This is a genomic window from Dyella soli, assembly GCF_054482295.1.
In genome coordinates this window covers 1,619,432-1,639,396 of record NZ_JBTFFU010000001.1, presented here as the reverse complement: position 1 = coordinate 1,639,396, position 19,965 = coordinate 1,619,432, and the positions used below count along the sequence as shown (strand labels likewise).

The window sequence follows — 19,965 nt, the reverse complement described above, 5'->3', positions numbered from 1 at the left end:
AAGCAGCCTGGAAGCTTTGGATACTCCGCGCGCGTCATGCCGGACTTCGCCGGCATGACGATGCCAGGACGGGGTCAGAACCGGAAGTTGGCCGTGAGCATGGCCGAACGCGGCGAGCCAGGCGTGTAACGGTAGCCGCTCTTGTTGATGGCGGCCACGTAGTCCTTGTCGAACAGGTTGTACAGATTCAACTGCAGGTCGAAGGACTTGTTCACCGGGTACGATGCCATGGCATCGAACACCCAATAGGCTTCGGTGTAGCTCGGGGTGCCGATGGCGCCGTCGACGCCGCGCTTCATCTCGCCGGCGTAGCGCGCACCACCGCCAATGGTCAGGCCCAAGGGCAGGCGGTAGGTGGTCCAGCTGGTGAAGGCGCTCCTGGGTGTATAGGCAAGGTCGGACGAGCCGTCGTTGCTCACGGCGGTGCCGCTGACCACGCTGGTGTCCATGGTGGTGAAGCCCGCGCTGACCGCCCAGTTGTCGGTCAGCTTGCCCACGGCGCTGAGCTCCACGCCCTGCACGCGCTTCTTGCCGACCTGGTAGTAGAGCAGGGTGACCGGATCCTGCACGAGGTCATTGGTGACCGTGGTGCGGTACAGCGCGCCGGTCAGCAGCAGGCGGTGGTCGAGCAGTTCCCACTTGGCGCCGACTTCGGCGGTGCGCGCCTTCTGCGGATCGAGGTTGGGGTTGTCCGCGCTGTTGGCTGCATTGCTCAGCGTCAGCGTGGCGCCGCCCGGCGGCTCGGCCGATACGGCGAAGTTGGCGTAGATGCTGCCGTTCGGTGCCGGCTTGTACAGCAGGCCGAGCTTCCAGTTGAAGAGGTTGTCGCTCTTGCTGGTATCGAGGCCCGGCACGACGGCGCCGAGGGGCAGGTTGCCGCACGCCGGCGCATTGCGCGCGCCGCACTGCACCTGGCTGGTGAAATCGGTGTCGTAGTGATCCAGGCGCACGCCCGCATTCAACTGCCAATGCTCGTTGAACTTCAGCGTGTCGAACACGTAGCCGGCAGCGGTGTTGGTCTTGGCATTGCTGTAGGCACCGGTGGGGCCGTAGGCCAGGCCCGTCACATCCCAGTCCGGGGCATACAGGTTGGCAGCGGGCCAGGTCGTGCCATTGAGTGCTGCGATGCCTTCCGTGGTGGCCTTTTCCTGCGTGAGCTCGATGCCGGTGCTGAGGTTGTGCGTGATGCCACCGGTGTCGAAGTTCGCCGTCAGGTTGGTCTGGTTGGTGATGATGCGGTTGGCCTGGTGCTTGAACGTCGGGTTGCTGCGCGCAAGGGTCCAGGTCGATGGATCGTTGAGGTTGGGCGTCAGCAGGTTTGCCGCGCTGCCCATGAACGAAGTGAGCAGGTAGTCCTCGCGGGTGCGGCCCCAGCGCGTGGTGCTGTGCAGCGCCATGTCGGCGCTGAACTCGTGCTCGACCAGCGCGGTGAACATGTCGGCGGTGACATGGTCATGGTCGGCGGTGGTGCCGTAGAAGTGCGAGGAATCGACCATTGGCGCCTCGCCGATCTGCGGACGCTTCGGGTCGGGGCTGCTGTAGCCAGGGAGGCCGATGGTGGGCACGCCGCCGTCGGGCACGTTGTTCTGCTTCACGTGCAGGTAGTCGAGGTAGACACGGGTTGCCGTGCCCAGGCCCAATGCCAGCGTCGGCGCCACACCCCAGCGGTTGTTCTCCACCTTGTCGCGCCCCGGCACGCCGCTGTCCTGGCCCATCACGTTGAGGCGGAAGGCCGAGCTGTCGCCGATGGACTGGTTCCAGTCGGCGGTGGCGCGGCGGCGATCGGCGCTGCCGTAGGAGACCGAGCCGGTCACGCCGCTGCCCAGTTCCGCCTGCTTGCTCACCATGTTGATCGCGCCGGTGGGCGCCGTGCGACCGTTGTCGGTGCCGGCGGGGCCCTTGGTCACTTCCACCTGCTCGATGTTGAACACGTCGCGCGAGATGCTGCCCAGGTCGCGCACGCCATCCACGAAGATGCTGGTGGAGGTGTCAAAGCCGCGCATGTAGATGCCGTCACCGGTGGACGTGGTGCCGTTTTCGCCGACGTAGAAGGTGCCCACGCCCGGGCTGTTGCGCAGGGCTTCGGTGAGCGTGGAGGCGCCCTGTTCCTGGATCAGCTGCCGGCTGATCACGTTGATGGTCTGCGTGGTGTCCAGCAGCGGCTGCGTGAATTTGGGCGAGGAGACCTTGTCGACCTTGTAGTCGTTGGCGACGGTGCCATCGACCTGCACGCCCGGCAGGTTCCTGGTCTCGGTGGTCGTGGCCGCATCCGGCGTCGTGTCACCCGCCAGCGCGGGGTGTGCCATGGCCAGGCCGGTGATCAGGGTGGCGGCAGTCGCGGCGCCCAGGGCAGTGCGGGTGACAGGGTGCTTGCGGCTCTTGATGTGGGCCATGGAGAAACTCATCCAATGAGGTGAACGGGGGATCAGTCAGCAGCCGTCAGGGGGACGGGGATGACGGCTGGCGATGGCGGGCGTCGATCCGGGCGTGTTTTCTTGCGGTTCGAGGGGCCGTCGAGCGCGCCTGGTGGGCGCGAGCGGCACGGCCATCGTCGTTTCCCTGGGCTGGCCGACGGCCAAGCATTCATTAAATGTTATTGGGAATGAGAATGAGTTGCAATAGCGTGACGGGCGCTGCCGCCGAGGCACCGCCAGGACGGCGCGCATGCCCAGTCCGATAACGGACGGCAGGGTTCGGTTAGCCTGATGAGTCTGGAAAGCGGGAGACCGATGTCATGCGGATGCTGGTAGTGGGTGCGGGAGCCACCGGTGGCTATTTCGGGGGACGGCTGCTCGAGAGCGGGCAGGACGTGACCTTCCTCGTGCGCGCCGGGCGCGCGGCGTCGCTGGCACAGCACGGCCTCGTCCTGCGCAGCAGCCTGGGCGACGCGAGCCTGCCTGCGCCACCGACGGTGCAGGCCGGCCAACTTCGTGGGCACTTCGATCTGGTCCTGCTCAGCTGCAAGGCTTACCACTTGCCCCAGGTCATCGACGACCTGGCGCCCGCGGTAGGGCCGGAGACGACCCTACTGCCGCTGTTGAACGGCATGCGGCACCTAGACCTGCTTGACGCGCGCTTCGGCGCCGATCGCGTGCTCGGTGGCCAGTGCGTCATCGCCGCGACGCTGGATGCGGCGGGCGCCGTGCGTCATCTCAACCAGTCGCACAGCCTGACCTTCGGCGAGCGCGACGGCTCCCGCTCGCCGCGGGTGGAGCGCATCGCCATGGCCATGGCGGGAGCACGCTTCGAACCGCGCCTGAGCACCACCATCCTGCAGGACATGTGGGACAAGTGGGTGTTCCTGGCCTCGCTGGCCGGCATCACCTGCCTGATGCGCGCGCCGGTCGGTGACATCGTGGCCGCGCCGGGCGGCCTGCAGGCCACGTTGCACCTGCTTGAAGACTGCCACCGCGTCGCCGCCGCCAACGGCCACGCACCGGCCGATGCGGTGCTGGCACGCGCACGCTCGGTGCTGACCGAGGCGGGATCGACGCTGAGTGCGTCGATGATGCGCGACCTGGAGCAGGGCGGCCCGATCGAGGCCGATCACGTCGTGGGCGACCTGCTGGCGCGCGCCCATGCCGACGAGCAGGAGTTCGCCATGCTGAGCACGGCCTATGCGCATCTGAAGGCGTATGAGGCGAGGCGCGTGCGTTCCGCCGCCTGACGCGGTCGTGCTGGACCACGCAAGAAAAAAGGCGCCGTGCTTTCGCACGACGCCTTTCCCTTGAGGCGAGGTCGCGGCTCAGGCCGCGACGCCGGGACTTACCAGATCTTCACCTGCTTGTCGCCCGAACGCACCATGGCGTCGCCCGGCTTGCACTGGAACGCGCTGGCAAACACGTCCATGTTGGACGGCGCGCCGATCGCGCGCAGCGAGGCCGGTGCGTGCTCGTTGGTGTTGATCTGCAGGATCAGCTGCTTGTCGCGGATGTTGCCACGCCACACGCGGGCCCAGTTGAGGAAGAAGCGCTGGTCCTGGGTATAGCCGTCGATCTTGCCGCCGGCTTCCTGCGGGTTCTTCTTCAGCGCCATCTGCAGCGCGTCGTAGGCCGAGTTGAGGCCGCCGAGGTCACCGATGTTTTCGCCCAGGGTCAGCTTGCCGTTGACGTGGATCTCGGGCTTGCCCGGCACCGGGGTGTACGCGTCGAACTGCTGCACCAGCTTGTCGGTACGCGCCTTGAACTGCTTGCTGTCGGCATCGGTCCACCAGTTGGCGTTGTTGCCTTCGCCATCGAACTGGCTGCCCTGGTCGTCGAAGCCGTGGCTGGCTTCGTGGCCGATCACGGCGCCAATGCCGCCGTAGTTGATGGCGTCGTCGCCGTCAGCGTAGAAGAACGGCGGCTGCAGGATCGCGGCCGGGAAGTTGATGGTGTTGTCGGTCGGGTTGTAATAGGCGTTGACCGTCTGCGGGGTCATGCCCCAGTCGAGGCGGTCCGTCGGCTTGCCGATCTTGGACAGGTCGTAGTTGTAGTTGAACTTCGCCGCGGCCATGACGTTGCCGTAGTAGTCGCCCTGCTTGACCTCCAGGCCCGACCAGTCACGCCACTTTTCCGGATAGCCGATCTTGGGCAGGAACATGTTCCACTTGGCGATGGCCTTGGCCTTGGTCTCGTCGCTCATCCAGTCGAGGTGCTGGATGCGCTCCTTCAGGGCATTGCGCACGTTGTCGACCAGTTCCTTCGCGCGCTCCTTCGCCTCGGGCTTGAACACCTTGGCCACGTACAGCTGGCCCAGCGCTTCGCCCATCGACTCGTTCACGCCGCCCAGCACGCGCTTCCAGCGCGGCTTCTGTTCCGGCTGGCCGGCCAGCGTCTTGCCGTAGAACTCGAACTTGTTGTCCTGGAACGCCTTGCTCAGCAGGGGCGCGGCATCGTCAATCGCATGGAAGCGCAGGTAGGCCTGCCACTGGTCCGCCGGCGCGGTGGCCAGCAGCTTGTCGAACTCGGCGAAGAACTTCGGCTGCGACAGCGAGAAGCCCTTGTCGATGGTCACGCCCTGCGCCTTGAAGAAATCTTCCCAGCTGAAGTGCGGGGTCACCTTGTCGGCTTCCTTGACGCTCACGAAGTGGTACTCGTTGGCGGGGTCACGCAGTTCCACCGGCGACAGCGATGCCTTGGCCAGCTCGCTCTCGAAGGCCAGCACCTGGTCCGCCTGCTTCTTCGCGTCGGCCTCGGCCACGCCGGTCAGCTCGAGCGACTTGGCGATATAGCCGACGTAGGCGTCGCGGATGTCCTTGTACTTCGGGTCGGCGTAGTAGTCCTTGGTGGGCAGGCCCAGTCCGGCTTCCTGGGTGAAGCCGATCTGCATCTTGGCGTTCTTGAAGTCGGCGCCCGAGGCGAACTGGAACACCTGCATGTCGCCGTGGCTGAAGCTGTTGGTGATGTAGCTGGCGACGTCCTTGCCGCTCTTGATCGCGGCGATTTCACCGAGCTTGGGCTTGAGCGGGTCGAAGCCGGCCTTCTCGATGGCGGCGTCGTCCATGCCCGAGGCGTACAGGTAGCCGATCTTCTGTTCGATCGAGCCGGCCTTGGCGCTGGCGGCATCCTTGGCGGCCGCGTCGACGATCTCGTGCTGGGTGTTCAGGCTGTCATCGGCCAGCTTGTCGAACGCGCCCCAGCGGGTGCGATCGTTCGGGATCGGGTTGGCGGCAACCCACTTGGCATTGACGAAACCGTTGAAGTCCTGGCAAGCCTGGATCGTGTTGTCCAGCTCGCTGATGTCGAACACGCTCTTGGGAGCGGCAGCCGCCGTGGCGGCCGTGCCGGCGGCGGCAGGCGCAGTGCTGCTGGCAGCCGGGGCCTTTGCGGCCTCCTCGTGCTTGCCGCAGGCGCTCAACGACAGGGCCACGCTGACGGCGAGCGCGATGGGCTTCATATACGGTTTGGTCATAAATTCCCTCGATGGTTCGTTGGCCAGGTGGCAGCGATCGCGTGGGTTCCGGACGCTACCCCGTATCGCATGTCTGACTTTTGAGGCTAGGCCGCAAGTCACGGTCCAGAAAGTGTCAAAGGTCAGGGGGCCTGGCGGCCGCCGGGTTGGCGGCCTGGGCGTTCATTGCGGCAAATCCCGGTAGCGTCGGCGCGACCGGGTGACGCCGCTTCACGCTGGGTCTTGCTGCGCATCGCGCAGGGTGGCGGGCGAAGCGGGCAGGGTGTCCGGCGCGACGGCGCCACCGGAAATGATGAAGGCCATGGCCTGGTCCATGGTCCAGTCGGTGGGCGTGAGTTCGTCCACCGGCACCACTTCCAGGTAGCCGCCCGTCGGGTTGGGCGTGGTGGGGATGTACACGGCCGCCATCTCGCGGCCCGTGCCGTCCTCGATCATCACGCGCGTGACGAAGCCGACCACCTTCATGCCGCGGCGGGGAAAGTCGATCAGCACCACGCGCTGCACGCCCGAGGGCTTCTGTTGCAGTACCGCCATCAATTTCTTGGTGCCGCCGTAGATGGTCTGGACCAGCGGGATGCGCGCGAGCAGGGCGTCAAACGCATCGAACAGCCGCTTGCCGATCATGCGGTTGGCCAGCCAGCCGAGCAGGTACAGCACCACCAGCGTCAGCAGCAGGGCCAGCACGGACGTGATCAGCGCGCTGTTGAGCGCAGCCGCTGCCTTGGGCGAGCTCGGCGAGAGCGAGCCGAGCAGGGCGGAGACCAGCGGCGCGCCGATGCCGGCAAGCATGCCGAGCACGAATTTGAAGACGACCCACGTCACCCATAGCGGGATGAAGGTAAGCAGGCCGGTGAACAGATAGCGTTTGAGGCGCAGTCGGGGCATGAAGTGGCGTCGGGAATGGGGACGCCGCATTGTAGGCGACAGGCTGGCCTACGGCGCTGCGCTCGGCACGCGGGTGCCAACGATGGGTTCGACGCGCGCCTTCGGCTTCAGGCGCACATACAACTGCTTGCGCACCACCGCCACGACATCTCCTCTGGCCGTCGTCACGTCCACCGTGAACCAGCGCAGCACCTTGTGGCCGCCGGCCGCCTCGGCGCGCAACTCATCCACCACCGTGGGTTCGAGGCGGAAGTGGGCGTACACGTTCTCGCGCCCCGGCGCCACGAAGTCGATGGCGCCCGCCTTGTCCCACACGAAATAGTCATTGCCCAGCTGGTGCATGGCCAGCAGCATCCAGAACGGATCGGTCATGGCGAACAGGTTGCCGCCGAACTGGGTGCGCACGTAATTGCGATTCCACGGGCGCAGTCGCAGCACCACGCGCAATTCCGACCAGTCCTCGCTCACGTACTGCACGCGGATGCTGTTGAAGAAAAACGGTGGCCAGAGGTTCATCAGCCGGCGGAAGGTCGAGGCGCGCATAACGTGGTCAGGGGCGAGGAGGGGCGCAGTATAACGCAAACATACGCTCGCGTATGGGCGATGTGCCTGCAAGCTTCGTGAGCTTCCGCGGTCGTTCGCTGGCGGGATCGGGGTCGCTTTGACTGCCGGTTCGCGTGTCTATACTTTTGCGACACGCGACGGCGCAAGGGGCGCCGCGCCACAGGGGGATTGCATGGAAAAGCTCTTCAGGCGCGCGGCATGCGGCGTGCTTTGTCTACTGGCGTGGCCGGCGGTGGCGGGCACGGTCTCGATGGCCGATCTCGCGCGTCACCAGCAGTATCTCGACGTAAAGATTTCAGGGGATGGCAAACACCTTGCCGCGACCACCGTGGTCAAGGGCAAGCCCATGCTGGCCCTGATCGACCTGACCACGCACAAGGGCGGCATGGTGACGCCGCGCGAAGGCAACCAGGTCGTCAACTTCTGGTGGATCAACAACAACCGCGTGCTCTACACCGAGGGCACCAAGGTCGCCGGCTGGGACAGGCCCTTCTCTACCGGCGAAATCATGGCCATGAACGCCGATGGCAGCAACCCGCAGATCCTGTTCGGTTATCGCGCGGGCGGCCCGGTCAAGGCGACTCACATCCAGCAGCCGAAATCGGAGTACGCCTACGGCGAACTGATCGATCGCTTGCGCACGGGGGATGGCAATCACGTGCTGATCGGCGTGACGCCCTGGGAAACCGGCGTCGAGGGCGCATTCACCCAGATCTTCAAGATGGACGTCAACAGCGGCAGCAAGCATCAGGTCGCGACGGCGCCGGTGCGTGATGCCAGCTTTGTCGTCGACAACCATGGTGTCGTGCGCTTTGCCTACGGTCGCGACGTGCACTCGAACCTGCAGGTCTATTACCGCGAGGGCGAGGACAAGCCGTGGGCCTTGCTGTACCAGGCAACGACCGACCATAACGTGCCCTGGCCCGCGACCTTCAGCAGGGACGACAGCCACGTCTACATGTGGTGCCGCAGCAAGGGCGCCGTCGAAGCGTTGTGTTCCTGGGACGTTGCCAGCAAGACGATGGAAGAGCCGCTGTGGACGAGCGACACCGTCGAGGCCGACGGGCTCATTCGCAGCCTGGATGGCTTTGACGTGGTAGGCGTCTATTCGACGCCGGGCACGCCGGCGGCTTCGGCGTTTGTCGCCGGCACCGACACCATCAAGGCGATCAGCGCGTTGTCCAAGAAGCTACCGGGCGAGAGCGTGCGCATCGTTTCCAGCACCGATGACGGCAGCAAGGCGGTGGCGCTGGCGTCGTCGGACATGGATCCGGGTACGTATTACCTCTGGGACAAGGCCACGGGCGATATCACGCCCTTGTTCCAGCGCGCGGAATGGATCAATCCGAACCTGATGGCGGCCAAGCAGCCGATCGAATTCAAGGCGCGCGACGGGCTGACGATCCATGGTTACCTGAGTACGCCGCCCGGCAAGGAGCAGGCCAAGCACATGCCTCTCGTCGTGTACATCCACGGTGGCCCCTATGGCATCCGGGATGACTGGGAGTTCGACGAATACGTGCAGATGATGGCCACCCGCGGCTACGCCGTGTTGCAGGTGAACTATCGCGGTTCCGGTGGGTATGGCGAAGGGTTCACGCACGCCGGCTACCGGGAGTGGGGCGGCAAGATGCAGGACGACGTGACCGACGGCACGAACTGGGCGATCCAGCAAGGCATCACCACGGCGGGCCACATCTGCATCTTTGGCGGCAGCTACGGCGGGTATGCCGCCCTGGAAGGCGCGGTGAAGGAACCCGATCTCTATCGTTGCGCGATCGGCTACGTCGGTGTCTACGACCTGCCGCTGTCGCAGCAGCGCAGCAACGCCACCGAAAGCCTCAGGGACGGGAATTTCTGGCGTTCGCGCATGGGTGACAACGCAGAGCAGCTGGCTGCGCATTCCCCGATCAATCAGCTCGATCACCTGAAGGCCAGCGTGATGCTGGTCGTGGGTGGCCAGGACACGACGGTGTTGCCCAACCAGGGTGAAAACCTGCACACCGCCCTGCAGAAGCGCGGCATCGCCCACGAGTGGCTGTACAAGTCCGATGAAGGGCATGGCTTCTACGACGAGAAGCACGCCACCGAACTGTTCGATCGCATAACCCAGTTCCTCGACCGCAACATTGGCCAGGGCGCGGGCAGCGCGGTCGGTTCGCCGTAAAGCGCTTTCACGCACGGCCAAAGGCGCTGCATCACCGGGAGGTGGTGCAGCGCCTTTTCTTTGGTCAGAACAGCAGCGATGCCATCCGGCGGCGGTAGCGGCCCACCAGTTCGGCGTCGTCGAGCGTGGCAAACGCGGCCAGCAGGCGCTTCTTGGCCTGGCCGTCATTCCAGTCGCGTGCCTTTTCCAGGATGGCCAGGAACTGTTCCAGGCCAGCGGGCGCGTCGCCTTCCAACAGCAGGCGCACGCCCAGCAGATCGCGCGCCGCCCAGTCGGCTCCGTCGGCCTGCAGGCGTTGCTGTAGCTCCGGCAGCGACGGCGCGCCCTTGAGCGCGCGGGCGAGGTCGAGCTGGCTGCGCAGGCGTACGGCGCGCGCATCGGTGGCGAGGTTGGCGGGCAGCGAGCCGAGTTCGGCTTCGGCGGCGTCGGCCTGGCCAGCCTGCATCAGCGCGAGCGCGAGATCCAGCTTCAGTTCCGCCTTGTCGGGCTCGGCGGCCATGGCCTGCTGGATGCGGTTGATGGCTTCTTCGGGTGACTCGATCGCCTCGGGCTCGGCGTCGTCGTTGGCGGCGCCGTCGAACGGCTGCAGGTGGCGCGAAAGGAATTCGCGCAGCTGGCCCTCGGGCAGGGCGCCGGCGAAGCCGTCAAGAATCTGCCCGTCCTTCACCAGCATCACCGTGGGAATGCTGCGGATGCCGAACATGGCCGCCAGCTGCTGTGACTTGTCCACGTCGACCTTGGCCAGCCGGAACGCGCCGTTGAACTCGGCGGCGAGCTTCTCGAGCATGGGGCCGAGCGTCTTGCACGGGCCGCACCAGGTTGCCCAGAAGTCCACCAGGATCGGGGTGGTCAGCGAGGCCTGCAGCACCTCGGCTTCGAAATTGTCCTCGCGCACTTCAAAAACATGCGCATCGGCGGTCGTGGCACTCACAGGGAACTCCCGTTGACGGATGGGCCTCAGATCAGGGCGCCGGCCAGCATATCAAGGGCGCAAGGGCCTGCGGCGGCCTGGAAGAACGGGCCCGAGACGGCTTTGGCGGCCGGATCAGCGCTTTGCATCGATATTTGCGAAAATCCCCCAATGACCATGCCAGCGCAAGGCATCAAACCCAGGATCGCGCCACCCACGCTGTGGATCTGCGAGCACTGCGACACGGTGTATCACCGGCGCACGCTCGTGTGTGGCGAGGTGGCGCGGTGCGCCCGTTGCGATGCCATCCTGGAGCGGCACCACAGCCTTGGCGTGCGGGGCATGCTGGCGCTGGTGCTGACGGCGATGATCGCCTTTGTCCAGGCCAACATCTGGCCCATCGTGACGCTGGGCCTCAGCGGCCAGATGATCAGTGCCACGCTGTGGGGCTGCATCGTGATGATGTGGCGCGAACATGCGCAGGTGGTGGCGGTGATCACCGCCTGCACCCTGTTTTTCTTTCCGATCGGCAAGATGTTGCTGCTTGGCTGGGTGCTGCTGTTCGCCCGCCGGGGCCAGCGCGCACCGGGATTCCGCCTGGCCATGGTGACGCTCTACCGCATCGGGCCGTGGACGATGAGTGAAGTGTTCGTGCTCGGCACCTTCGTGGCCATCGTCAAGGCGCGCATGTATTTCGACGTGATCCCCAACCCAGGCATCTTTGCCTATGGCGTGCTGATGGTGATCATCACGGCGTTTTCCAGCATCGACGTGCGAAGGCTGTGGGACGTCACCGAGGAGCGTCCGGCATGAACGCATTGCCGCGCGCTGGCGAACTGGGCCTGATCGGTTGCCACGTCTGCGGGCTGGTGTGCCGCGACGTGGCGACGCCCGACGCGGCATGCCCGCGCTGTGGCTCGGCCCTGCATCGACGCAAGTCGGCCAGCTACACGAGGACCTGGGCGTTATTGCTGGCGGCGTTTTTCTGCTATATCCCGGCCAACGTGCTGCCGATCACGCGCACGGCGAGCCTGGGCGAGGTGGACGACAACACCATTCTCAGCGGCGTGGTCGAGCTCTGGGTGAAGGGGTCGCCGGACCTGGCGGTCATCGTCTTCACGGCCAGCATCGTGGTGCCCATGCTCAAATTCTTCGCGCTGTCGCTGCTGCTGGTGAGTTCGCAGCGCGGCAGCCAGTGGGCCCAGCGGCAGCGGTCGAAGCTGTATCGGCTGGTCGAGTTCATCGGCTACTGGTCGATGCTCGATGTCTTTGTGGTGGCGCTGTTGACCGCGCTGGTGCAGTTTGGCTTCTTCAGTCTGGTGGAACCGCTGCCTGGAGTGGTGTTCTTTGGCCTCACGGTGGTGATCACCATGCTGGCCTCGATGACGTTCGATCCACGATTGATCTGGGATGGCAGGGAAAGCGATGACTGACGAAAACAAGCCGATCACCAACGGCGACCTGCCCGAACCGGTCGTGCAGCGCCCGCGCATCAACGCGTCGCTGGTGTGGCTGGTGCCGATCGTGGCGGCCCTGGTGGGCCTCTCGCTGGTCATCCATGCATGGGTACAGGCCGGCCCGGCGATCACCATCAGCTTTCAGAGCGCCGAGGGCCTGGAGCCGGGCAAGACCCCGGTGAAGTACAAGAACGTGGTGATCGGTCGCGTGACCACGGTGCGCCTGAGCCAGGATCGCTCCCATATCGTGGCCAAGGTATCGCTGGAAAAGAGCGCCGAGGGCTTTGCCACGGCGGACACGCGCTTCTGGGTAGTGCGCCCGCGCATCGGCCTGGGCGGCGTATCGGGCATCGATACGTTGCTGTCAGGTGCCTTCATCGGCGCCGACGTGGGCGAGTCGCAGGAGCCCAAGGACGATTTCATCGGCCTGGAGGCACCGCCCACCGTCACCCATAGTGCGCTGGGCAGGACCTTTGACCTGCACGCGGACGACCTGGGCTCGCTCGACATCGGCTCACCGATCTACTACCGCCGCATCCAGGTCGGGCGCGTGTCGTCCTATCACCTGGATACCGACGGCAAGGGCGTGACCGTGCAGATTTTCGTCGATGCGCCGAACGACCAGTTCGTGACCCGCTCGACGCGCTTCTGGAATGCCAGCGGCGTGGATGTGTCCCTGGGCGCCGATGGCCTGAAGGTCAACACGCAATCGCTGGCGACGGTGCTGGCCGGCGGCGTGGCGTTCCAGGACCCGGCGGGGCCGCATGATGCGACGCCCGCGGACGAAAATGCCGCCTACACGCTCTTCAACAACCGCGCCACGGCGATGGCCCCGCCGGACGGTGAGCCGCGCTACATCCGCATGCGCTTCAACCAGTCCATGCGTGGCCTGGTCGTGGATGCGCCGGTGGAGTTCCTCGGCGTGTCGTTCGGCCGGGTGGTGTCGATCAACCTCGACTTCGACGAGAAGACCCAGGCCTTCTTCACCGTGGTCGGCGCCGTGGTCTACCCGCAGCGACTGGGCAAGGCGCACGACAAGCTGGTGGCGCTGGCCAAATCGCGCGGCGACGACGAGCAGATGTCGCAGATGATGGGCCGGCTGGTCGATCATGGCCTGCGTGCGCAGGCGCGCACGGGCAACCTGCTGACCGGCCAGCTCTACATCGCCATGGACTTCCTGCCCAACGCCCCGAAGGTGGCCTTCGACGGTACCGCCAAGCCGCTGGAGATTCCCACCGCGCCAGGCAGCTTCGACAAGCTGCAGGAGCAGGTGGCGGATATCGTGGGCAAGGTGCAGAAGATCCCGTTCGACAGCATCGGCCGGAACCTGGACCAGTCGCTGGGTGAGCTCAATCGCACGCTCAAGCACGTCAACGGCGATGTCCTGCCCGAGTTGAAGACCACCTTGCGTGGCGCGCAGCAGACGCTGGGCAGCGCCAACAATGCGTTGTCGCCCGATTCGCAGCTGCAGCAGAACCTCGGCGGGACCCTGCAGGAACTGCAGCGCGCCGCGCGTTCGCTGCGTGTGTTGACGGATTACCTGGGTGACCACCCGGACGCGCTGTTGCGTGGGCGCCGGGCCGACGCCAGGCCGACCGAGGCGCCGCCCGCAGCCACCCCGTCACCCGGCGCGCAGCCACAAGGGAGCAAGCCATGATTCGTGCGCGATATTGGAGCCTGGCCGCGTGCATTGGCGCGCTGGCCCTGGGCGCCTGCGGTTCCGCCCCGACGCACTTCTACACGCTGGTGCCGCCCGCCGGTGATCTCGTGCAGCCCGCGGCGCCCGCTTCGCCCGCCTTCCAGTTCGAACTGTTGCCGGTATCGGTGCCGCCCCAGGTCGACCAGCCACCGCTGGTGGTCCGGCAGGGTGGCCAGGGCATGGCCGTGTTGCAGGGCGAGCGCTGGGTCGCGCCGCTGGGCGACGAGGTGCGCAGCGCCGTGGCGGCCGACCTGGTGCATGGCTTCAACGCCCAGGACATGAGCGGCCTGCCTGGCAGCGGCAAGGCCGGGCTGCGCATCAAGCTGGACATCCGCCGGTTCGATTCGGTGCCGGGCAGCTACGCCTTCATCGACGCCGCATGGAGCGTGCGCCCGCTCAAGGGTGGCGAGCCGCTGGCCTGCACCAGCCGCATCAGCGAGCCGGTGGGCAGCGGTTATGACCGCCTGGTGGAAGGCCACCAGCGTGCCGTGGCACGGCTGGCGGGCCAGATCGGTGCCGCGGCGGGCGCCATGGCCTCCGGCCAGGCGGCGGCCTGTCCCGGCAGCTGACGCCGGCGTTCGCCGGCATTTGCCCCTCTTTGGCGCGGATCAGGGCCCAATTCTGCTAGTCTGCCGAGTTCCCAGCAGCCATCGGATCAGGCCGGCGGCTGCCAGCAGAAAACACACGGCGCCGGACACATGCAGGACATTCAGGATCAGGGTTCCCCCGAGGGCAATGAACAGGGCTACCAGCCGCAGTCGGTGGAAACCACCGCGCAGCAATACTGGCGCGACCAGCGCGCCTACGAGGTAAGGGAAGACGCCTCGCGGCCCAAGTTCTACTGCCTTGCCATGCTGCCGTACCCCTCCGGGGCGCTGCACATGGGCCATGTGCGCAACTACACCATCGGCGACGTGATCAGCCGCTACCAGCGCATGCAGGGCAAGAACGTGCTGCAGCCCATGGGCTGGGATGCGTTCGGCCTGCCGGCCGAGAACGCCGCGATCAAGAACAAGACCGCGCCGGCCAAGTGGACCTACCAGAACATCGAGCACATGCGCAGCCAGCTGCAGCGCATGGGCTTTGCCTATGACTGGACCCGCGAGTTCGCCACGTGCCGCCCTGAGTACTACCGCTGGGAACAGCTGATGTTCACCCGGCTGATGAAGAAGGGCATGGCCTACCGCAAGAACGCGGTGGTGAACTGGGATCCGGTGGATCACACCGTGCTGGCCAACGAGCAGGTCATCGACGGCCGCGGCTGGCGCTCGGGCGCGCTGGTGGAAAAGCGCGAGATCCCGCAGTGGTTCCTCAAGATCACCGACTATGCGCAGGAGCTGCTCGACGGCCTGGACACGCTGCCCGGCTGGCCGGATGCCGTGAAGACCATGCAGCGCAACTGGATCGGTCGCAGCGAGGGCCTGGAAATCCATTTCGAGGTGGCGGGCGAGGGCGAGCCGCTCACCGTCTTCACCACGCGTCCCGACACGCTGATGGGCGTCACCTTCGTCTCCATCGCCGGCGAGCATCCGCTGGCGCTGAAGGCTGCCCGGGACAACCCGAAGCTGGCCGCCTTCCTGGAAGAGCTCAAGCACGGCGGCGTGTCCGAAGCCGAGCTGGAGACGCAGGAAAAGCGCGGCATGGATACCGGCATCGAAGCCATCCATCCGCTCACCGGCGAGAAGATCCCGGTATTCGTGGCCAACTTCGTGCTGATGGGCTACGGCACCGGTGCCGTGATGGCCGTGCCGGGCCATGATCAGCGCGACTGGGAGTTTGCCAAGAAGTACGGCCTGCCGATCCGCATGGTGGTGGTCGACCGCGCCGTGCTCGACGCCGTGGCCGAGATCCAGCATGACCTGTCCCGGGGTGTCGGGGCCGACCCGATGCGCGCGGCGCTGGGCGGCGGCAACATGGACGCCTATGAAGCCTCGGCCGCCGTGCAGCTGATCGAATCGTTCGAGCAGAGCATCCAGGAAGACAGCGCGTTTACCGAGCGCGGCTACCTGGTGAACTCGGGCGAGTTCGACGGCATGGATTACAACCAGGCCTTCGACGCCATGGCGGCGCGCTTCGAGCGCGAAAGCAAGGGCGTGCGGCGCGTGAACTGGCGCCTGCGCGACTGGGGCGTGAGCCGCCAGCGCTACTGGGGCTGCCCGATCCCGGTGATCTATTGCGCGACCTGCGACGCCGTGCCGGTGCCGGAAGACCAGCTGCCGGTCGTGCTGCCGGAAGACGTTGCGTTCTCCGGCGTGCAGTCGCCGATCAAGGCCGACCCCGAGTGGCGCAAGACGACGTGCCCGCAGTGCGGCGGCCCGGCCGAGCGCGAAACCGACACCTTCGACACCTTTATGGAGTCGAGCTGGTACTACGCCCGCTACACCAGCCCGGGTGCCAACGATCAGGTCGACGCACGCGCCAACTACTGGCTGCCGGTGGACCAGTACATCGGCGGCATCGAGCACGCCATCCTGCATCTGCTGTACTTCCGCTTCTATCACAAGCTCATGCGCGACGCGGGCCTGGTGCAGGCGGACGAGCCGGCCACCAACCTGCTGTGCCAGGGCATGGTGATCGCCGAGACGTTCTACCGCGACAACGCGGACGGTTCGAAGGACTGGATCAACCCGGCCGACGTCGAGATCCAGCGCGACGAGAAGGCGCGCGTGGTCGGCGCCGTGCACAAGCTCGACGGCCAGCCGGTGAAGATCGGCGGCACCGAGAAGATGTCCAAGTCCAAGAACAACGGTATCGACCCGCAGGCGATGGTGGACAAGTACGGCGCCGACACCGTGCGCCTGTTCTCCATGTTCGCCGCGCCGCCGGAGCAGTCGCTGGAGTGGAGCGAGGCCGGCGTCGAAGGCATGGCCCGCTTCCTGCGCCGCTTCTGGCGCGAAGTGACCACGCATGCCTCGCAGCCGGATCACCCGGTGGTCGATCCGTCCGCACTGGACGCCGGCCAGAAGACGTTGCGCCGCCAGGTGCACGAAACGATCCAGAAGGTCAGCGACGACCTCGGTCGCCGCCACTCCTTCAACACGGCCATCGCCGCGCTGATGGAACTGCTCAACGCGCTGAACAAGTTCAACGACCAGAGCGAGCAGGGCCGCGCCGTGCGCCACGAGGCGCTGGAAGCGATGGTGCTGCTGCTCAATCCGGTGGTGCCGCATGTGAGCCACGCGCTGTGGCAGGTGCTGGGCCACCCGGAATCGGTGCTGGAAGACCAGTCCTGGCCGAGGGTGGACGGCGCCGCGCTGGTACGCGACTCGCTGACCCTCGCGGTTCAGATCAACGGCAAGTTGCGCGCTACCATCGAGGTCGCGGCCCAGGCTTCGAAGGAAGAGGCCGAGGCACTGGCCCGCGCGCATCCCCAGGTGGTCGCCTTCCTTGAAGGCCAGACTGTCCGTAAAGTGATCGTGGTGCCCGGCAAGATCGTCAACATCGTCGCAGGATGAAATCCATGAGCCGTGTGTTCAAAGCTTCGCTGTGGTTGGTGTCCACCCTCATGCTGGCAGCGTGCGGATTCCACCTGCGCCAGAGCGCGGCGTTGCCACCGGCCATGCAGCGCGTGCATGTGGTGGTCGCCGGCAACAACGACCTGCAGCGCGGCCTGGCGCGTGCGCTGGTGGCCTCGGGGGTCACGGTGGAAGACCAGGCAGGCACCGGCATCGCCGACCTGAACGTGCCCGTGGCGATCTTCAGCACCGATACGCTCACGGTCAGCGGCCAGGCGCGCGTCACCGAATACACGGTGCGCTACCAGGTGCAGTTCGAAGTGCATGACGGCACCGGCCAGATCATGATCCCGCGCCAGCGCATCGACATGTCGCGCGAGTTCAGCTACGACGCGACCAATACGATCGGCACCACGGCCCAGGTCGACGCGATCCGCGGCAGCCTCAACGACGACATGATCCAGGCGATCCTGTTCCGCCTGCAGGCCGCGACCCGGCATCCGGCCCAGACCGCCGGGGCGGCGACACCGGCCCCGGCATCCAGCACGCACTGAGTCGTCATGCCGTTCAATGCCGCCCAATGGCAGAAGTCCCTCGCCGCCGACAGCCTGCAGCCGGTCTACCTGCTGGCCGGCGAGGAGCTGCTGGTGCTGGAGGCCGCCGATGCCCTGCGCGCCCAGGCCCGCCGGCTCGGCTACGCCGAGCGTGAAGTGCTCGACGTCGGCAACCATTTCGACTGGGACGACCTGGCCCGCGCAGCGGCGGGCATGTCGCTGTTCGCCAGCCGCCGCCTGCTGGACCTGCGCCTTCCCACCGGTCGCCCCGGTACCGAAGGCGCCAAGGCGATCAACGAATTCTGCGCCAACCCGCCGCCCGACGTGAGCTTGCTGATCACCGCCACCGAGTGGAGCAGCAAGCACGAGGGGGCATGGACCAAGAACCTCGACGCGGCCGGCGCGCTGGTCGTGTTCAATGCGCCGCGCCCGAACGAGTGGGCCGGCTGGATCGGCGCGCGGCTTACCTCGCGCGGTCTGGCCGCCACGCCGGACGCGGCGGCGTTGCTGGCCGAACGCGTGGAGGGCAACCTGCTCGCTGCGGCGCAGGAGATCGACAAGCTGGTCGTACTGCACGGCCAGGGCAAGATCGATCTGAAGGAGATGGAAGACCTCGTCGCCGACAGTGCCCGCTACGACGCCTTCAAGCTCACCGACGCCGCGTTTGCGGGCGAGGGTGGTCGCGCGCTGCGCATCCTTGCCGGGCTGCATGCGGAAGGCGACGAACTGATCGCGCTGATGGGCTGGCTGGTCAATCAATTGCAGTTGGCGCTGCGCCTGGCCAATGCGCGCGACTTCGCCGCGCAGGCGCGTGCGGAACGGTTGTGGCCCGCGCGCGAACAGCTGTTCCGCAAGGCGCTGCGCCGCGCGCCGCGCGAACACTGGCTGCAATGCCTGGCGCGCGCGGCGCGCATCGACCGCATGGCCAAGGGGCGCGAGCAGGGCAATCCGTGGCTGGAGGCGGAGCGCCTGATTGCCGCCATTGCCGAGCCGCGCGCGGCGTCGGCACTGTCATGAGCCGGTTCACGCCGGTTGTCCCTGCCGTGCAGGGTGAGGGGCGAGTGCTTGCCCCGGCCATCCCCCGCATCGGGAGTGGGCGATGAGCGCGCGTCCGCTGGCGATTTTCGGCGGCACGTTCGACCCCGTGCACCTGGGCCACCTGAGCGTCGCATGGGAAGCCTCCGAACTGCTCGACGCAGACGTTTGCCTGATGCCGGCGAACGTGTCACCGCTCAAGACGCCGCCCATTGCCAATGCCGCGCAACGCGTGGCGATGTTGCGGGCTGCGCTGCAGAAGCAGTCGCGCCTGTCGCTGGACACGCGCGAACTGGAGCGCGGTGGCCCGTCCTACACCATCGATACGCTGACCGAATTGCGCGCCGAGCAAGGCAGCCGGCCGCTGGTGCTGCTGATCGGCGCGGATGCCTTTGCGGGGCTGACCTCGTGGCACCGCTGGCGCGAACTGTTCGACGTCGCGCATGTCGGCGTGCTTAACCGGCCCGGGGTGGAAGCGACCCTGCCCGAGGCGCTCGAGCGGGAGCTGGCTGCCCGACGCGTGGATGATGCGACGTCGCTGCACACGCTGCCGGCCGGCCGGGTGATCGAACTGGCGGTGACGCCGCTGGAAATTTCCGCCACGCGCGTGCGCGAGCTGCTCGGTGAAGGGCGCGACCCGCGCTACCTGCTGCCTTGCGGCCTGTTCGACGATCCCGCGGTTCTCGCCCCGTACCGCCGCTAGCTGCCGTCGCCTCACTCAGGACCTGTGCGGCACAAAGCGCAACGCCAGCGAGTTCATGCAGTAGCGCAAGCCGGTGGGCGGCGGGCCGTCATCGAACACGTGGCCCAGATGGCTGTCGCAACCGGCACAACTCACGGCCGTGCGTTCCAAACCGAAAGTGCTGTCACGCCGCTCGATCACGTTCTTTTTCGCGATCGGTTGCCAGAAGCTGGGCCAGCCGGTCCCCGAATCGAACTGGGTGGCGGCGTCGAACAAGGCCGTGTCGCAGGCCGGGCAACGATACAGGCCGGGCACGGCGGGTTTTTCGTGCTGCCCGCTGAAAGCGCGTTCGGTGCCCTCGCGCCTCATCACGTAGTACGCGTCGTCACTCAGCCGCTGGTGCCATTGCGCATCGTTGAGCACGAGCTTGCGCACATGGCAGGGCCCGAGGTGATGGCCGTCGTCGGCAAAGCATTCCAGCAGCACGTCATCGCCCTGGGTCGCGGGCGCAGTGGCCATGGCCGCGCTGGCGGCGGGGCCACGCCCGGGCAGCAGCGGCCACAGCAGGCCACCGACTGCGGCGATGGCGCCTCCCGTGACGGCCACGCCGAGGAAACGACGGCGTTCCAGCATCACGATGTCCTGGGTGCGAGACATGGTTACCT

16 protein-coding genes are annotated in these 19,965 nt (G+C 66.5%); 10 read left to right on the top strand and 6 right to left on the bottom strand.

Features of this window, described 5'->3' with window-relative positions; translation table 11 throughout:
• Positions 1-74: 74 nt before the first annotated feature.
• The gene (locus ACXU4B_RS07600) at positions 75-2,393 is read right to left on the bottom strand and encodes a catecholate siderophore receptor Fiu (protein WP_205746536.1); all 2,319 of its coding nucleotides are present in this window, start codon (positions 2,391-2,393) and stop codon (positions 75-77) included.
• A 341-nt stretch (positions 2,394-2,734) separates the two neighbouring features.
• Here ACXU4B_RS07600 and panE point away from each other — a divergent pair, with 341 nt between their 5' ends.
• Positions 2,735-3,667 (top strand): 2-dehydropantoate 2-reductase, encoded by a 933-nt coding sequence (gene panE, locus ACXU4B_RS07595; RefSeq protein ID WP_131409230.1) that lies wholly within the window; start codon positions 2,735-2,737, stop codon positions 3,665-3,667.
• 98 nt (positions 3,668-3,765) lie between these two features.
• Here the strand turns inward: panE and ACXU4B_RS07590 are convergent, their stop codons facing one another.
• The 3 genes from ACXU4B_RS07590 to ACXU4B_RS07580 all read right to left on the bottom strand — a co-directional run bounded on the left by ACXU4B_RS07590 (position 3,766) and on the right by ACXU4B_RS07580 (position 7,320).
• On the bottom strand, positions 3,766-5,892 hold the full coding sequence (locus ACXU4B_RS07590; RefSeq protein ID WP_131409228.1) for a M13 family metallopeptidase: 2,127 nt from the start codon (positions 5,890-5,892) through the stop codon (positions 3,766-3,768).
• A 210-nt stretch (positions 5,893-6,102) separates the two neighbouring features.
• Positions 6,103-6,777 carry a DUF502 domain-containing protein gene (locus ACXU4B_RS07585; RefSeq protein ID WP_131409226.1) on the bottom strand — a complete coding sequence of 225 codons (675 nt, stop codon included), beginning with the start codon at positions 6,775-6,777 and terminating at the stop codon, positions 6,103-6,105.
• Positions 6,778-6,825: 48 nt separating this feature from the next.
• Entirely contained in the window at positions 6,826-7,320 is a 495-nt protein-coding gene (locus ACXU4B_RS07580) for a DUF4442 domain-containing protein (RefSeq protein WP_131409224.1), read from the bottom strand.
• Between the two features lie 193 nt (positions 7,321-7,513).
• Here ACXU4B_RS07580 and ACXU4B_RS07575 point away from each other — a divergent pair, with 193 nt between their 5' ends.
• Positions 7,514-9,508: an alpha/beta hydrolase family protein gene (locus ACXU4B_RS07575; protein ID WP_131409222.1), complete on the top strand. Its 1,995-nt coding sequence runs from the start codon at positions 7,514-7,516 to the stop codon at positions 9,506-9,508.
• Between the two features lie 64 nt (positions 9,509-9,572).
• On the opposite strand, the gene trxA is transcribed toward ACXU4B_RS07575, so the two are convergent.
• Positions 9,573-10,439, bottom strand: a complete 867-nt coding sequence (gene trxA, locus ACXU4B_RS07570) for a thioredoxin (protein ID WP_131409220.1) — start codon at positions 10,437-10,439, stop codon at positions 9,573-9,575.
• 150 nt (positions 10,440-10,589) lie between these two features.
• Between trxA and ACXU4B_RS07565 the strand changes: the two genes are divergently transcribed.
• The 8 genes from ACXU4B_RS07565 to nadD all read left to right on the top strand — a co-directional run bounded on the left by ACXU4B_RS07565 (position 10,590) and on the right by nadD (position 19,321).
• On the top strand, positions 10,590-11,231 hold the full coding sequence (locus ACXU4B_RS07565) for a paraquat-inducible protein A (protein ID WP_131409218.1): 642 nt from the start codon (positions 10,590-10,592) through the stop codon (positions 11,229-11,231).
• Positions 11,228-11,851 carry a paraquat-inducible protein A gene (locus tag ACXU4B_RS07560; protein ID WP_131409216.1) on the top strand — a complete coding sequence of 208 codons (624 nt, stop codon included), beginning with the start codon at positions 11,228-11,230 and terminating at the stop codon, positions 11,849-11,851. The genes ACXU4B_RS07565 and ACXU4B_RS07560 overlap by 4 nt, the downstream gene beginning before the upstream one ends.
• Positions 11,844-13,532, top strand: a complete 1,689-nt coding sequence (locus ACXU4B_RS07555) for a PqiB family protein (protein ID WP_131409214.1) — start codon at positions 11,844-11,846, stop codon at positions 13,530-13,532. The genes ACXU4B_RS07560 and ACXU4B_RS07555 overlap by 8 nt, the downstream gene beginning before the upstream one ends.
• The gene (locus tag ACXU4B_RS07550) at positions 13,529-14,143 is read left to right on the top strand and encodes a PqiC family protein (protein WP_131409212.1); all 615 of its coding nucleotides are present in this window, start codon (positions 13,529-13,531) and stop codon (positions 14,141-14,143) included. Before ACXU4B_RS07555 ends, ACXU4B_RS07550 begins: the two co-directional genes overlap by 4 nt.
• Positions 14,144-14,272: 129 nt before the next feature.
• A complete protein-coding gene (gene leuS / locus ACXU4B_RS07545; protein ID WP_131409210.1) occupies positions 14,273-17,029 on the top strand; it encodes a leucine--tRNA ligase in 2,757 nt (918 codons plus the stop codon).
• A gap of 5 nt (positions 17,030-17,034) precedes the next feature.
• Positions 17,035-17,583, top strand: coding sequence for an LPS-assembly lipoprotein LptE (locus ACXU4B_RS07540; protein WP_131409208.1), 549 nt, complete (start codon positions 17,035-17,037; stop codon positions 17,581-17,583).
• A 6-nt stretch (positions 17,584-17,589) separates the two neighbouring features.
• Entirely contained in the window at positions 17,590-18,600 is a 1,011-nt protein-coding gene (gene holA / locus ACXU4B_RS07535) for a DNA polymerase III subunit delta (protein ID WP_131409206.1), read from the top strand.
• A gap of 82 nt (positions 18,601-18,682) precedes the next feature.
• A complete protein-coding gene (gene nadD, locus ACXU4B_RS07530; RefSeq protein WP_131409204.1) occupies positions 18,683-19,321 on the top strand; it encodes a nicotinate-nucleotide adenylyltransferase in 639 nt (212 codons plus the stop codon).
• Between the two features lie 15 nt (positions 19,322-19,336).
• Here the strand turns inward: nadD and msrB are convergent, their stop codons facing one another.
• Complete coding sequence (msrB, locus tag ACXU4B_RS07525) at positions 19,337-19,957, bottom strand: peptide-methionine (R)-S-oxide reductase MsrB (RefSeq protein WP_131409202.1); 621 nt, start codon at positions 19,955-19,957, stop codon at positions 19,337-19,339.
• Positions 19,958-19,965: the final 8 nt, after the last annotated feature.